Genomic DNA, 13,389 nt, shown 5'->3' with positions numbered 1-13,389 from the left:
AGGGGGCGGTGCGGAGGGTCTCAGGGGTAGAGCAGCGCGTCGTCGCCGGCCCAGCGGCAGGGCGGGGACGGTGGGCCGCACAGGGGCAGCGGGTCGTCGCCCGCGTCGACGGTGCGGCGCAGCCGGTCGGACCCCCACAGCAGGTCGACGAAGTGCCGGTGGCCGGTGCCCTCGGCGCCGCCGTCCGTGGTGTGCCAGGCGAAGTCGTCCGGGTAGAGCCGCCGTAGCGTGGCGAGCATCGCGACGGCGGTGCGTACGGGTGCGAACACCGCACGGTCGGTGATGTGGAGCTGGACCCCGCGCAGCTGCCGGCCGGCGTGTTTGTGGAAGGCCGGTACGAACCGCAGGTCACGGAAGTGCACGCCGGGCAGGGCGAGTTCGGCGAGCGCGGGGGCGAACCGGGCGTCGAGGTACGGGGCGCCGACGATCTCGAAGGGCTGGGTGGTGCCCCGCCCCTCCGAGAGGTTCGTGCCCTCGAAGAGGCAGGTGCCGGGGTACACGGCCGCGGTGGTGGGCGTCGGGATGTTGGGCGAGGGCGCGATCCAGGGCAGCCCGGTGGCGGCGGTGTCCATGGCGCGCCGCCAGCCGAGGGCCTCGATCACCGTCAAGTCGGCCGCGCGGCCCGCGGCTAGGGGCACGGCCGAGGCGTTCAGCCACCGGGCGAGTTCGCCGCAGGTGAGGCCGTGCCGTAGGGGGATGGCGGCGCGCCCGACGAAGCTGGCCCACGCGGGTTCGAGCGGCGGCCCCTCGCTGACGAGTCCACCGAGCGGATTGGGCCGGTCCGCGACCACGAACCGGATGCCGGTACGGGCCGCCGAGACCATCAGGTCGAACATGGTCCACACGTAGGTGTAGCAGCGGGCCCCGATGTCCTGCAGGTCGTGGACGAGGGCGTCGACACCGCTGTCGATCAGCAGCTTGTCCAGTCGCTCGCCGTCACGGCGGTAGGTGTCGTGGACCGGGAGGCCGGTGTCGGGGTCCGTCCGGGCGGGCTCGCTCTCGCCGGCCTGGCCGGTCCCGTGCAGTCCGTGTTCCGGACCGAACAGGGCGACCAGGGGCGCGCCGGCCGCGAGCAGCGCGGGTGCGGCCGGGCGCAGGCCGGGCAGGACGCCGGTGTGGTTGGTCACCAGCCCGAAGCGGCCGGGCCCGGCGAGTCCGGGTGCCGCGTGCAGTCGTGCGATCCCGGTCGTCACCGTCACGCGGTCGTCCGTGCTCATCCCTTGCCCGTCTGCCGGTGACACCTCTCGCAAGCAATGGTCAGGAATTTACTCTTATGCCGGGTAATTCCGGCCATGAATCGCCGACGGCTCACGCACCCCGGCGTCACCCGTTCCCGAGCGCCCACCATGTGATCAACCGCCTTCGCTGTTGTCGGAGAAGAGATAGTCCAGGGCTCACCGTCGGCCGTCGCCGGCCGACGGGTCGAGTGCTCCGGCGGCCTCGGCCAGGCCCAGCAGGGTGCCGCAGGAGCCCAGGCTGATCAGCAGGATCTTGGTCTTGGCGGTGAGGGTCCAGGTCCGCTCGTCGGCCGGTGCCCGGGCGTACCGGCGCCGGACCCGGCCCGCCATCCGGCTGCGGTTCCAAGGGTTCCAACCGCGTTATCCCCGCCCCCCAAGGTGCATCGCTGCGGGAGCGGCCGTTCGGGGAACCGATTGCCCCGATGGTGTGACGACACCGGTTCCACCGACTCCCGTGCACGTCAGGGACGTTGGAACAGGCATGGGCCTCAGCGACACCCCTTCCTTCGCCCAACTGTCCGACGCTTACTGGCTGGACAGCCCCCACCTGGGTGAACACGACTCCGATCCGGCACCGCCGGGCCCGCCGCCGTCCGCCGTATGGCGGACCGCGATGGTCGGGCTGTCGGCGCTCACCGTCGCGGTCGCGCTGGTGGTGGCGCTCGTGTGAGCCCTTGGCCGCCGGCCGGGCCGGACGCCACGACACGCCGACGGGTGTCGCCCGGACGTGGGATGTTTCCGTGTCGCCGCGGCATCCGGGTGCGGTGACGGTGTGTGATGGCGCCGGGCTCCGGTCCTTCCGCCGCCCTTGTCACTGTTGTCACCGTTCACGAAGGAACTCATGATGCGCCTGCTCCGTCCGCTCGCCGTCGCTCTCGGCGGGCTCGCCCTCACCGTCCTCACCATGGGTCCGGCGGCCGCCGCCCAAGGGACGTTCGTCTGGGTGGGGCCGAAGGGCAAGGCGTACGCCATCCAGAACCCGCCGGACCGCAAGTGCCTCGACATGGCGCAGGAGGCGCGCGGGCCGCAGAACGCCACGAAGAAGGCGCTCGTCGTCTACAGCAAGCCGAAGTGCAGGGGCACCACGCACCGGGTCGCCCCCGGCCACTCGGCGTCCGGCGGCGTCCACTTCGCCAGCGTGGTCTTCAACCCACGCTGAACCGTCGCCTCGCTCCCCTTCGGGCCGAGCGTGCGGGCCGCTGCCCGCACGCGGACCGGTGGCGCCGATCACCACCTCGTGATCGGCGCCACCGGTCCGCGTGCGGGCAGCGGCGCGGCCGTCAGCCGGACGGCATCCCGGCCCGCTCCGGCGGGGGTCCAGCCGCCGGTGGCGAGGCGGCCGGTGACACCGTGCCGAACACCGCGCAGACGGCGGCGGCCAGCAGGGCCGGCACGGTCACGGCGGCGCGGCCGGCGGCCGGGCACGCCGTCGACCGTCAACCGGAGCGAAGGTCCGAGCGGAACGGGTCATCGAACGCCACCACCCGATCGAGTGACGTCCGGTGCGCCGAACACCGGTACCGGACGTCACAGCGGTGCGCGGGCGACCGCCATGACGTAGGCGCCGAACAGCAGCGAGACCGCGGCGAGGGCACCGACGACGAGCACGGCCTGGGCGGGATGCTCCCGCCGGCTGCTGACCAGGCCACGGGCGAGCGGGATCAGCAGCGGGAAGGCGGGGAGCAGGAAGCGGGGCTTGGAGGAGAACGAACCCGAGCCGCCCACGACCACCAGGACCAGGACGCCCGCGAAGACCACCAGGGCCAGCGGGGCCCGGTCCAGGCACAGGAGGCAGAAGAGCAGGACCCCCGCGGCGACGATCACCAGGTCCGCCGCGTAGACGAAGCCGCCGCCGTGCAGGAGCAGGCCCTTGAGGAAGCGCAGCGAGCCCGCGCCGAAGTCGAAGCGGGAGCTCCAGGCGCGCTGCACCTCGAAGTAGCCGTTCAGCAGGCTGCCGGTGCGCTGCCCGACCCACAGCACGTAGCCGAGCCAGCCGAGCGGGGCGAGCAGGCATCCGGCCCACAGGGCGAGCGGGGCGCGGCCATGTCGTCGTACCGCCTCATGCGCCCCCGCGGCCAGGACGGCGGCCGCGACCGAGAAGCCGCTCGGACGGGACAGCCCGGCCAGCGCGGCCAGGCTGCCGGCCCACAGCCAGCGGCCCTTGAGGACGCAGTACAGGGACCAGGCCGCGAGGGCGGTGAAGAGGGACTCGGTGTAGGCGATGGTGAGTTCGACCGACTGGGGCAGCACGGCCCACAGGGTGACGAGCGCGATGGCCACGGCTCGGCCGTACAGGTGGTCGCCGATCCGGTGGATGCCCCACGCGGCCACGACGGCGGCGGTCCCGGCGACGGCCAGTGCGGCCTTGCCGGGGGTGAGGGGCAGGACCGTGGTCAGGGCGCGGACGAGGCCGGGGTACAGCGGGAAGAACGCCCAGTCGGTCTGCACGGCTCCCTTGCGGGTGATCTCGATGAGGTCGCCGTAGCCGTGGGTGGCGATGTGCAGGTACCAGCGGGCGTCCCAGGCGTGGGCGAGGTTCCTGACCAGCGGGCGTCCCATGGCGTGGTTCGCCGCCGCTACGGCGGCGACTCCGGCGAGGCGGACAGCCGTGAACAGGGCGAGGGCGGGCACCAGGCCGGACGGGGTGCGGCGGACGGGAGTGGAGTGGGCGGGACCGAGCTGTGCGGCGGGCTCGGGCCGAGGGACGGAGGACGTGCTCACGCTCCGACCTTGGGCAGCGGCCCGCGACGGCGCAACGCGACACGGAGGTTTCTTACGGTCTTCGGCACGGGTTCAGGACTTCGCGACCCGCATCACAGCCGGACCCCCTTGATCGATCATTCACCGGCCGGTTTACCATATGAGCGCCACCCAGCTCGATCGAGAGATTCAGGTCTGTGACTGTCAACGACGACTCGTTCACCAACTGGAAGAACCGCGAGGAGATCGCGGAGTCGATGATCCCGCTCATCGGGAAGCTGCACCGGGAGCGGGACGTGACGGTCCTCCTCCACAGCCGCTCCCTGGTGAACAAGTCGGTGGTCAGCATCCTCAAGACCCACCGCTTCGCCCGCCAGATCGACGGGGCCGAGCTCTCGGTCACCGAGACGATGCCGTTCCTGCGGGCGCTCACCACACTCGACCTCGGCCCGTCCCAGATCGACATCGGCATGCTCGCGGCCACCTACAAGGGTGACGACCGCGGCCTGACGGTCGAGGCGTTCACCGCGGAGGCGGTCGCCGGGGCCACCGGCGCCAACAAGATCGACCGCCGGGAGCCCCGGGACGTCGTCCTGTACGGCTTCGGCCGCATCGGCCGGCTGGTCGCCCGGCTGCTCATCGAGAAGGCCGGCTCGGGCAACGGCCTCCGGCTGCGGGCCATCGTGGTGCGGGGGGCGGGCGGCGAGGACATCGTCAAGCGTGCCTCGCTGCTGCGCCGCGACTCCATCCACGGCCAGTTCCACGGCACGATCACCGTGGACGAGGAGACCAGCACCATCCTCGCCAACGGCAACGAGATCAAGGTGATCTACGCCGACGACCCGAGCGCCGTGGACTACACGGAGTACGGCATCCGGGACGCGATCCTCATCGACAACACGGGCAAGTGGCGGGACCGCGAGGGCCTGTCGAAGCACCTGCGCCCCGGTATCGAGAAGGTCGTGCTGACCGCGCCGGGCAAGGGCGACGTCCCGAACATCGTGCACGGCGTCAACCACGACACCATCAAGCCGGACGAGCAGATCCTGTCCTGCGCGTCCTGCACCACCAACGCGATCGTGCCGCCACTGAAGGCCATGGCCGACGAGTACGGGGTGCTGCGCGGGCACGTGGAGACCGTGCACTCGTTCACCAACGACCAGAACCTGCTGGACAACTACCACAAGTCCGAGCGCAGGGGCCGGTCCGCGCCGCTCAACATGGTCATCACCGAGACGGGTGCCGCCTCCGCCGTGGCGAAGGCACTGCCGGACCTCAAGGCCCGGATCACCGGCAGCTCGATCCGGGTCCCGGTGCCGGACGTGTCGATCGCCATCCTCAACCTCCAGCTGGCCCGCGAGGCGTCCCGCGAGGAGGTCCTCGACTACCTCCGCGAGGTGTCGCTGACCTCACCGCTCAAGCGCCAGATCGACTTCATCACCGCCCCGGACGCGGTCTCCAGCGACTTCATCGGCTCGCGCCACGCGTCGATCGTCGACGCCGGAGCGCTGAAGGTGGAGGGCGACAACGCGATCCTCTACCTCTGGTACGACAACGAGTTCGGCTACTCCTGCCAGGTGGTCCGGGTCGTCCAGTACGTCTCCGGCGTCGAGTACCCGACCTTCCCGGCGACGGCGGCCTGACGCCCCTCCCCGCCTCCGGCCCGGCCCCTCCACGAGAGGGGGCCGGGCCGTCCGCACTCTTGACGCACAAGCGGTCCGACGGCAGTTTTTATCGATACAAACGTTCCAGCGGACATCGTTCTGTATATCGAACGTGCCAGTCGATCAGGAGTGCCCACGTGTCCACAGCCACCGCGATCATCAACCTCGACATCGAGGGCCCGACGATCAGCCGTCATCTCTACGGCCACTTCGCCGAACACCTCGGCCGCTGCGTCTACGGCGGCTTCTGGGTCGGTGAGGACTCCCCGGTCCCCAACGAGGGCGGCATCCGCCTCGACGTGGTGGCAGCCCTGCGTGCGCTCGACATCCCCAACCTGCGCTGGCCGGGCGGCTGCTTCGCCGACGAGTACCACTGGCAGGACGGCATCGGCCCGCGCGAGCAGCGCCCCCGGATGGTCAACACGCACTGGGGCAACGTCGAGGAGAACAACCACTTCGGCACCCACGAGTTCATGGCCCTGTGCGAACTCCTCGGCGCGGAGCCCTACATCAGCGGCAACGTTGGCTCGGGCACCGTCCGCGAGATGAGCGAGTGGGTCGAGTACCTCACCCGGGACGGCGACAGCCCGATGGTGCGGTTGCGCAAGGAGAACGGCCGGGAGGAGCCCTGGCGGGTGAAGTACTGGGGCATCGGCAACGAGACCTGGGGCTGCGGCGGCAACATGCGTGCCGAGTACTCCGCCGACCTGGCCCGCCAGTACGCCACGTACTGCCGCGACCACGGCGACAACAAGCTCTACCGGATCGCCTCGGGCGCCTCCGACGCCGACTACAAGTGGACCGAGACCCTGATGCAGCAGATCAGCTGCTTCGGCTGCGAGGCCACCCCGAAGACGTTCTTCCAGGGCGTCTCCGTCCACTACTACACGCTCTCCGGTCCCTGGGAGGCCAAGGGCAGCGCCACCGGCTTCGGCACGGACGACTACTACCGCACGATGGTGTCGGCCCACCGCATCGACCGCATCCTCACCGGCCACTCCACGGTCATGGACGTCTACGACCCGGGCCGCACCGTCGGCCTGGTCCTGGACGAGTGGGGCACCTGGTGGGACGTGGAGCCCGGCACCAACCCCGGGTTCCTGTTCCAGCAGAACACCCTGCGCGACGCGCTGGTGGCGAGCACCCACTTCGACATCTTCCACAAGCACGCGGCCCGCCTGCACATGGCCAACATCGCCCAGACCGTCAACGTGCTCCAGGCCATGCTTCTCACCGACGGCGACGCCCTCGTCCTGACCCCGACCTACCACGTCTTCGAGATGAACAAGGGCCACCAGGACGCCACCTCGCTGCCGGTGCACCTGCGCGCCGAGGGCGCCCGGCGCCGGGTCGGGGACGCGGAGCTGGAGACGGTGTCCGCCTCGGCCAGTGTCAAGGACGGCACGGTCCTGATCTCGCTGAGCAACCTGGACGCCGAGGAACCGGCCGAGGTCACTCTCGACCTGCGCGGCGGCACCCTCGGCGAGCCGGCCGCCCGGATCCTCACCGCCGACAAGCCCCAGGCCCACAACACCCCCGAGGCGTCTGCCGCCGTCTCCCCCCGGGCGTTCGACGGTGTGTCCGTGACCGCCGGCGGACTGCGGCTCACCCTCCCGCCCCACTCGTTCGTCACCGTCCAGGCTCCCCTGAACCAGCGCTGACCCGCAGGAGTGCGCACATGACCCGAACCGCACGTCCGCTGCCCGCCCGCCGGCTGCGCCCGCCCATGGGCTGGAACAGCTGGGACTGCTACGGCACCACCGTCACCGAGGAAGAGGTCCTGGCCAACGCCGTGTTCATGCGCGAGCACCTGCTCCCGCACGGCTGGGACACCGTCGTCGTCGACATCCAGTGGTACGAGCCCACCGCCCGCGCCCACGGCTACAACCCGGACGCCCCCCTCGTTCTCGACGGCCACGGCCGTCAGCTCCCCGCCCCCAACAGGTTCCCCTCCGCCGCGGGCGGGGCGGGGTTCGGGCCGCTGGCCGCCCGGGTGCACGCCATGGGCCTGCGGTTCGGACTGCACATCATGCGGGGCGTCCCGCGGCGCGCGGTCGAGGCCGCACTGCCCGTGCTCGGGACGGAGTTCACGGCCGCCGACGTGGCCGACACCGGCTCCGTGTGCCCCTGGAACTCCGACAACTACGGCCTGAACCACGACCATCCCGGCGCCCAGGCCTACTACGACTCCCAGGTCGCCCAGTTCGCCGCGTGGGGCGTGGACTTCGTCAAGGCCGACGACATGCTCTTCCCGTACCACGAGCGGGAGATCGCCGCCTATGCGCGGGCCGTCGAACGCAGTGGGCGGGCCATCGAGCTGAGCCTCTCCCCCGGCACCGACATGTCCCTCGCCCGCCTGGACCATCTGCGGGAGCACGCCACCATGTGGCGGGTCTGCGACGACCTGTGGGACCGCTGGGAGGACGTCGAGGCGCAGTTCGCCCGGATGGCCCGCTGGGCGCCCTGGCAGGGCCGGGCGGGCTGGGCGGACGCCGACATGCTGCCGCTCGGGCACATCGGGATCCGCGCCGAGCGCGGCGCGGACCGCCAGTCCGCCCTGACCCACCCCGAACAGGTCAGCCTCCTCACCCTCTGGCTGATCTCCCGCTCCCCGCTGATGATGGGCGGCGACCTGCCGACCTCGCCGCAGGACACCATCGCGCTGCTCACCAACGACGAGGCACTCGACGTGCTGTGGCACAGCACCGGCAACCAGGAGGTGCTGCGGGAGCGGGACCTGGTGCTGTGGACCGCCCGGGACACCGACGGGCACGCCCGGTACGCGGCGGTGTTCTCGCTGGCCGACGAGGAGCGGCGCTTCGAGGTGCCGCTGGGGTCGGTCGGAGCCACCCCCCGCGACCGGGTCCGGGAGCTGTGGACGCATACCGACACCGCCCACGACGGCCGGCAGCTGGCCGCCGTGCTGCCCGCCCACGGCGCCGCCCTCTATCGTCTTGCCGAGGACAGCCGGCGGGAGTGAGCGTGGCGACGATCCAGGACGTGGCGAGGGCCGCCGGGGTGTCGGCGATGACCGTCTCCAACGTGATCAACAAGCACCCCAACGTCCGCCCGGCCACCCGGGAACGCGTTCTGGAGGCGATGGACCGGCTCGGCTACCGGGTCAACGTGGCCGCCCGCAATCTGCGCAAGGGCCGGACCGGGACCATCGGACTGGCCGTCCCCGAGATCAACCGCCCCTACTACGGCCGGCTGGCCGCCTCGATCATCGCGGCGGCCGCCCGGCACGGCCTGCGGGTGAGCATCGAGCAGACGGGCGCCCGCCGGGAGAACGAGCTGGCGGCGCTCTCCCTGTCCCGCAACCGGCTCTACGACGGCCTCATCCTCAGCACGGCCGGCATGGGCCCGGCCGATGTCGGCGCGCTCGACGTCGATCATCCGGTGGTGATCCTCGGCGAGCGCATCTTCGGCGGGCCGGTCGACCATGTCGCCATGCCGAACGAGGCCGCCTCCGAGGCCGCGACACGCCATCTCGTGGAGCGGGGCTGCCGGCGGATCGCTCTGGTGTGCGGAGCGCTGGGCGGTGAGGTCGACGTGTCGAGCCTGCGGCACGCCGGGTACCTGCGGGCGCTCGCGGCAGCGGGGCTGCCGGCGGACCCGGAGCTGGTGGTGACCGCCGGGTCCCTCACCATGCGGGGGGCCGCCCGCGGCATCCGGGAGCGGATGGCGGACGGCCTCGGCTTCGACGGGGTGTTCTGTGTGACGGACACGGTGGCCATGGGCGTGCTGCGCGCCCTCGCCGACGCCGGGGTCCGGGTGCCGGACCAGGTCAAGGTGATCGGCTTCGACAACGTCGACGAGAGCGCCTTCCTCGTCCCCTCCCTGTCCACCGTCGACCCGGACCACGATCTGATGGCCGACCGCGCGGTCGCCCTGCTGGCGGCCCGCATCGACCGGGGTGGGCCGGGACCGGAGCGGGAGGAGTTCACCGGTCCGTTCCGGCTGGTGGTACGGGAGTCCACCGGTGGCTGATCCGGCGGTGCCGGTGCGCTGTCAGACCAGATGGGCGAAGACGACGAGGTTCTCGGTGTAGTCCTTGGCGTCGTGGTCGTAGTCGCCGGCGCAGGTGATCAGGCGTACCTCGGGGCGGCGGGTGTCCGCGTAGACGCGGTCGCTGGGGAAGTCGTCCTTGGCGAAGGTGTCGGCGTCGTCGACCACGAAGTCCGCGTCCGAGCCGTCGGCCCGGCTCACCGTGAACCGGTCGCCGCGTTCCAGTTCGTCCAGCCTGACGAAGACCGCCGGCCCCGTCATGGTGTCGACGTGGCCCGCGATGATCGCGGTGCCCGCCTCGCCGGGCGCCGCGCCCCTGGAGTACCAGCCGACGAGGTTGGTGTTGTCGGCCGGAGGGGGGGCCAGCTGGCCCGTGGAGCCCATGGTGAGGACGGTGAAGGGGGCGTCGACGGCGATCTTCGGGATGAGCAGGCGGGTCGGCGCGGACCGGGGAAGCACCTCGCCCGACCGGCGCGGATCGGCCGAGGGGGCGGCGTCGGTGCCCTCGGGCCGGCCGGTGCCGGTGGTGTCGGAGCCGCCCGGGTGTCCGCCGATCAGCGCCACGGCCAGGAGCATGACGGCGATGCCCCACACGGGCAGCCGTCCGCCGCGCGCGGGGCTGTCGGGGCCGTTCAGGTCGTCAGGGCCGCGGGGGTCGTCGGGGTTCGGGGTGGGGCCAGCTGCCATCGGAGGTCACCTTTCTGGGGCACGGCAGCGGGAGGGCGGGACACAGGGGTCGCGGTGCCGTCGGCGTGTGGAGCGCCGACGGCACCGCGGCCTCCGTATGCGTAGGCCCATCAGGACACGGGCCCGGTGACTCTCCTGCGCCGCAGCGCGTAGGCACCGGTGGCCGCTACGCCGAGCACGGCCAGTCCGCCGGCGGTGACGCCGGGCGTGGCGAGGCCCCCGCCACCGGTGTGCATGCCGCCGTGCGGCCGGTCGCTCTCCTCGTCGTCGCCCCACGACGAGCCGCCCTCGTCCTTCCCCTTGCCCCCCTGGTCCTGCTTGCCTCCCTGGTCCTGCTTGCCTCCCTGGTCTTCCTTGCCTCCCTGGTCCCCCTTGCCTCCCTGGCCGTCCTGACCCTTGTAGGTCTCGGGGTCGAACTTGCTGTCGTTGTTGCTGTAGGAAGAGTCGTCACGGCCTCCGTTGTCCCAGTCCCCCGCGACCGCGGCCTGGGCCGCGGGGGCGGAGAACGCGAGGGCCGCGGTGGCGGCCGTGGTCGCGAGGATCATGCGGGCAGAACGCATCTCGATGTCCTTCCGCCGCGGCCGGGCGCCGATACTCCATCAGCTGTAACGACCCGGCCCCGACATGAACCACCGTCAGCCAGCCCCGCGGCGCGCACCATCCAGGCCGCCCATCCGTGGTGACGACACGCCCAACACCGCCCGGCTGGGTCAATCCGGAACAAGGACACGCCGCCATTCGGGCGGTGATGGGCCCGCCGTCGGCGTGTCGCCGCGTGACGGGCCCGCCCCGGTGTCAGTAGCCGACGCGGAAGGTGGCGTCGGCCTGGTCCGTGCTCGTGGAGATGGGGTCGATGCGCAGCACGTAGTCGGAATGGCGGATGTAGCGCGTCGGGTAGTTGTACGAGCGGAACGAGGACCAGGAGGAGTCGGCGAGGCCGGCCGTCCGGTAGAACGTGGCGTCCTGGGCGAACGCCGTGGTGCTGTCGTTCTCGTCGAGCCGCAGCTGGTAGTCGTAGTGGCGCAGATAGCGGGTCGGGTAGTTCACCGACTGGAAGGACACGCCCGCGCTGTCGGCGAGACCGGGGACCAGTTTCCACATGCCGTCGGTGTACGGGTCGAAGGCGTACTCGTCGATCCGGCCGACGAAGTTGCTGTGCCGGACGTATCTGGCCGGGTAGTTGTAGGACTTCAGCCGGTTCCAGGCGGGGGTGCCCCACTTGGCGACGAGGTTGTTGTACTCGGTCGAGGTGATGGGCTGGATGCCGCAGTGCTTGGAGTTGAGCGGCTGGGTGTAGGTCTTCTGGTCGAGGGCGGTCCAGGTGCCGGCGGACAGGTCGCTGCTCTGCCAGGCGTAGAAGACGCCGTTGGGGCTCCAGGTGTCGCCCCAGAGGTACCAGGTCGAGCTGGAGGTGAGGGACTTGACCAATTCCGGGGCCTCGGTGCCGTTGTGCGAGACGGCCGTGCTGAACTCCGTGAAGCTGCCCGGGTCCAGTGAGGTGGAGCGGGCGCCGACGAGCGTCGAGTTCTTCTTGAAGTAGAGGTAGTTGACGCCGTTGACGCCGACGGCCAGGTCGCCGTCGATGACGTCGTAGCCGGGGTCGAAGAAGACCTGGGGGTCGCCGGCTGTGATGAAGTCGCCCGTGTAGTTGATCATGATGACGTTGTGGCCGCTGCTGTTGACGGCGGAGTAGATGACGCCGTACGTGCCGCGTCCGGCGTCCCAGAAGGCCTCGGGCGCCCAGGCGTGGGTGTCCATGTCGTGCAGCTTCATCCGCCGGTAGCCGGTGAAGGTACGCAGGTCGGTGGAGTCCCAGACGTGGATGTACTGGCTGACGTAGCTCCAGTCGGTGCCGTAGAGGTCGGTGGCGAGCACCACGAAGGTGCCGTCCTGCTTGCGCAGGATGAAGGGGTCGCGCAGGCCGAGGGAGCCCGCGGTGGGGGTGGCGACGGGGTCGTTCTGGTTGAGCGGGGTCCACTGCAGGCCGTCGGTGCTGACGGCCAGGTGCAGGCCGTAGTTGGCGGCGAGCATGTCCGGGGACTCGGTGAAGTAGCACATCACGTAGGCCGAGTTGGTGGCGGCGTGCGCGGACCCGGTACCCAGGGCGAGGGCGCCGGTGGCGGCGAGGGGGACGGTCGCGGCCGCACCGAGGAAGTGACGGCGGGACAGGGGGGTGCCGTTCATGTGCGCTCCAGACGAGGGGGGATGTCCGGGATTTCGGACACGGTTCGGAAAACCGATCAGAAACTAGAGGGACGCGTGGGGCGCGTCAATGCTTACGTAACAAGGGAGTTACTGGGAATTCGCTGTGCGCACGGGGAGCGTCAGGCGCGCGGGACGCAGTCCGGGAGCCGTGGCGGTGAGCGTGAGGCGGCCCGGTCGCCCGGCGGAGCGGAGAACGGCCAGGGCCCGTCCGTGCCAGGTGTGGCGGCGGGGCTGCTTGAAGCTGTCCACGTTGTGCGGGGTGCCGTCGGCCACGCCGTCGAAGCGCAGCTCGGCATGGCCGGTCGGCGGTGTGAAGTGCTTGCGGTACCAGCCGATGCCGCCCACGGTGTAGCCGGTCGAGCCGCCGTGCTGGCTGCGCGCGGTGTCGAACGGCCCGATCACCTGCGGGGCCGGGGGCTGGTCCGGGGCCGGGTCCTGGAGGACGAGCAGGGACGGGTCGCTGGTGGCGGCCCCGTCCGTGGAGGTGGCGCAGGGCAGGTCCTCGATGCTCCAGTCGTGCGGGAGGTCCTGCGGGCGCCAGGTGCTGTCGTCGTACGACGGTGCCCGCGCGCCGTCGGCGTCGCCGCGCAGGAAGAGCCAGCCCTCGTCGAAGGACCGCTCACGCGGGGCACCGCCCGCGCACGCGCTCGCGGCCGCCGGTGTCGAGAGCAGCCCGCTCTCCAGTGCCGTCGCCGCTGCCGCGGCCAGCCCGAGGGCCTGACGCCGGGTCACCCCGCCGTGCTGCTGCTCGCTCATCGTCGGTTTCCTCCGCATGTCGAGCGCGGGGCCGGGAATTCCCGTTCCTCGCCCCACGGACTCTCGTCCGGGATATCGAAAGCGGTGCGACCTGCTGTGCGGAGCTCAACGGCAGGGGACGGCCGGGCGCT

The 13,389-nt window shown here is 71.4% G+C and carries 13 protein-coding genes; 6 read left to right on the top strand and 7 right to left on the bottom strand.

Annotated features, from left to right (window positions below):
• Positions 1–20: 20 nt before the first annotated feature.
• Together OHB00_RS48675 and OHB00_RS48670 are read right to left on the bottom strand one after the other, a co-directional pair.
• Positions 21–1,217, bottom strand: coding sequence for an exo-beta-N-acetylmuramidase NamZ domain-containing protein (locus tag OHB00_RS48675; RefSeq protein ID WP_406445170.1), 1,197 nt, complete (start codon positions 1,215–1,217; stop codon positions 21–23).
• Between the two features lie 177 nt (positions 1,218–1,394).
• Positions 1,395–1,568: a hypothetical protein gene (locus OHB00_RS48670; RefSeq protein ID WP_406445168.1), complete on the bottom strand. Its 174-nt coding sequence runs from the start codon at positions 1,566–1,568 to the stop codon at positions 1,395–1,397.
• A gap of 151 nt (positions 1,569–1,719) precedes the next feature.
• Between OHB00_RS48670 and OHB00_RS48665 the strand changes: the two genes are divergently transcribed.
• Entirely contained in the window at positions 1,720–1,908 is a 189-nt protein-coding gene (locus OHB00_RS48665) for a hypothetical protein (RefSeq protein WP_406445167.1), read from the top strand.
• Between the two features lie 174 nt (positions 1,909–2,082).
• Positions 2,083–2,397, top strand: coding sequence for a hypothetical protein (locus OHB00_RS48660; protein ID WP_406445166.1), 315 nt, complete (start codon positions 2,083–2,085; stop codon positions 2,395–2,397).
• Between the two features lie 368 nt (positions 2,398–2,765).
• On the opposite strand, the gene OHB00_RS48655 is transcribed toward OHB00_RS48660, so the two are convergent.
• Entirely contained in the window at positions 2,766–3,959 is a 1,194-nt protein-coding gene (locus OHB00_RS48655) for a hypothetical protein (RefSeq protein ID WP_406445164.1), read from the bottom strand.
• Between the two features lie 176 nt (positions 3,960–4,135).
• On the opposite strand from OHB00_RS48655, the gene OHB00_RS48650 reads away from it, so the two are divergent.
• The 4 genes from OHB00_RS48650 to OHB00_RS48635 all read left to right on the top strand — a co-directional run bounded on the left by OHB00_RS48650 (position 4,136) and on the right by OHB00_RS48635 (position 9,592).
• Positions 4,136–5,581 carry a glyceraldehyde-3-phosphate dehydrogenase gene (locus tag OHB00_RS48650; RefSeq protein WP_406445162.1) on the top strand — a complete coding sequence of 482 codons (1,446 nt, stop codon included), beginning with the start codon at positions 4,136–4,138 and terminating at the stop codon, positions 5,579–5,581.
• Positions 5,582–5,739: 158 nt separating this feature from the next.
• Positions 5,740–7,263: an alpha-N-arabinofuranosidase gene (locus OHB00_RS48645; protein ID WP_406445160.1), complete on the top strand. Its 1,524-nt coding sequence runs from the start codon at positions 5,740–5,742 to the stop codon at positions 7,261–7,263.
• Between the two features lie 17 nt (positions 7,264–7,280).
• Positions 7,281–8,582 carry an alpha-galactosidase gene (locus OHB00_RS48640; RefSeq protein WP_406445159.1) on the top strand — a complete coding sequence of 434 codons (1,302 nt, stop codon included), beginning with the start codon at positions 7,281–7,283 and terminating at the stop codon, positions 8,580–8,582.
• A gap of 2 nt (positions 8,583–8,584) precedes the next feature.
• Positions 8,585–9,592 carry a LacI family DNA-binding transcriptional regulator gene (locus tag OHB00_RS48635; protein WP_406445157.1) on the top strand — a complete coding sequence of 336 codons (1,008 nt, stop codon included), beginning with the start codon at positions 8,585–8,587 and terminating at the stop codon, positions 9,590–9,592.
• A 21-nt stretch (positions 9,593–9,613) separates the two neighbouring features.
• Here OHB00_RS48635 and OHB00_RS48630 read toward each other — a convergent pair whose 3' ends face one another.
• From OHB00_RS48630 to OHB00_RS48615, 4 genes are all read right to left on the bottom strand, one after another.
• Positions 9,614–10,297, bottom strand: coding sequence for a class F sortase (locus tag OHB00_RS48630; protein WP_406445155.1), 684 nt, complete (start codon positions 10,295–10,297; stop codon positions 9,614–9,616).
• 110 nt (positions 10,298–10,407) lie between these two features.
• Positions 10,408–10,857: a hypothetical protein gene (locus OHB00_RS48625; protein ID WP_406445154.1), complete on the bottom strand. Its 450-nt coding sequence runs from the start codon at positions 10,855–10,857 to the stop codon at positions 10,408–10,410.
• Between the two features lie 235 nt (positions 10,858–11,092).
• The gene (locus OHB00_RS48620) at positions 11,093–12,481 is read right to left on the bottom strand and encodes a glycoside hydrolase family 43 protein (protein ID WP_406445152.1); all 1,389 of its coding nucleotides are present in this window, start codon (positions 12,479–12,481) and stop codon (positions 11,093–11,095) included.
• Positions 12,482–12,589: 108 nt separating this feature from the next.
• The gene (locus OHB00_RS48615; RefSeq protein WP_406445150.1) at positions 12,590–13,258 is read right to left on the bottom strand and encodes a hypothetical protein; all 669 of its coding nucleotides are present in this window, start codon (positions 13,256–13,258) and stop codon (positions 12,590–12,592) included.
• Between the last annotated feature and the right edge of the window lie 131 nt (positions 13,259–13,389).

It is taken from the genome of Streptomyces sp. NBC_00631 (assembly GCF_045206895.1).
In the GTDB taxonomy this organism is placed as follows: domain Bacteria; phylum Actinomycetota; class Actinomycetes; order Streptomycetales; family Streptomycetaceae; genus Streptomyces.
Note: the sequence above shows the minus strand (reverse complement) of the source record. Positions and strands in the feature narration are given on the sequence as shown.

What these genes read in the sequence shown, in the direction of transcription:
- OHB00_RS48675 (WP_406445170.1), bottom strand. Translation starts at nt 1,217, where the DNA reads ATGAGCACGGACGACCGCGTGACGGTGACGACCGGGATCGCACGACTG.
- OHB00_RS48670 (WP_406445168.1), bottom strand. Translation starts at nt 1,568, where the DNA reads ATGGCGGGCCGGGTCCGGCGCCGGTACGCCCGGGCACCGGCCGACGAG.
- OHB00_RS48665 (WP_406445167.1), top strand. Translation starts at nt 1,720, where the DNA reads ATGGGCCTCAGCGACACCCCTTCCTTCGCCCAACTGTCCGACGCTTAC.
- OHB00_RS48660 (WP_406445166.1), top strand. Translation starts at nt 2,083, where the DNA reads ATGCGCCTGCTCCGTCCGCTCGCCGTCGCTCTCGGCGGGCTCGCCCTC.
- OHB00_RS48640 (WP_406445159.1), top strand. Translation starts at nt 7,281, where the DNA reads ATGACCCGAACCGCACGTCCGCTGCCCGCCCGCCGGCTGCGCCCGCCC.
- OHB00_RS48630 (WP_406445155.1), bottom strand. Translation starts at nt 10,297, where the DNA reads ATGGCAGCTGGCCCCACCCCGAACCCCGACGACCCCCGCGGCCCTGAC.
- OHB00_RS48625 (WP_406445154.1), bottom strand. Translation starts at nt 10,857, where the DNA reads ATGCGTTCTGCCCGCATGATCCTCGCGACCACGGCCGCCACCGCGGCC.
- OHB00_RS48620 (WP_406445152.1), bottom strand. Translation starts at nt 12,481, where the DNA reads ATGAACGGCACCCCCCTGTCCCGCCGTCACTTCCTCGGTGCGGCCGCG.
- OHB00_RS48615 (WP_406445150.1), bottom strand. Translation starts at nt 13,258, where the DNA reads ATGAGCGAGCAGCAGCACGGCGGGGTGACCCGGCGTCAGGCCCTCGGG.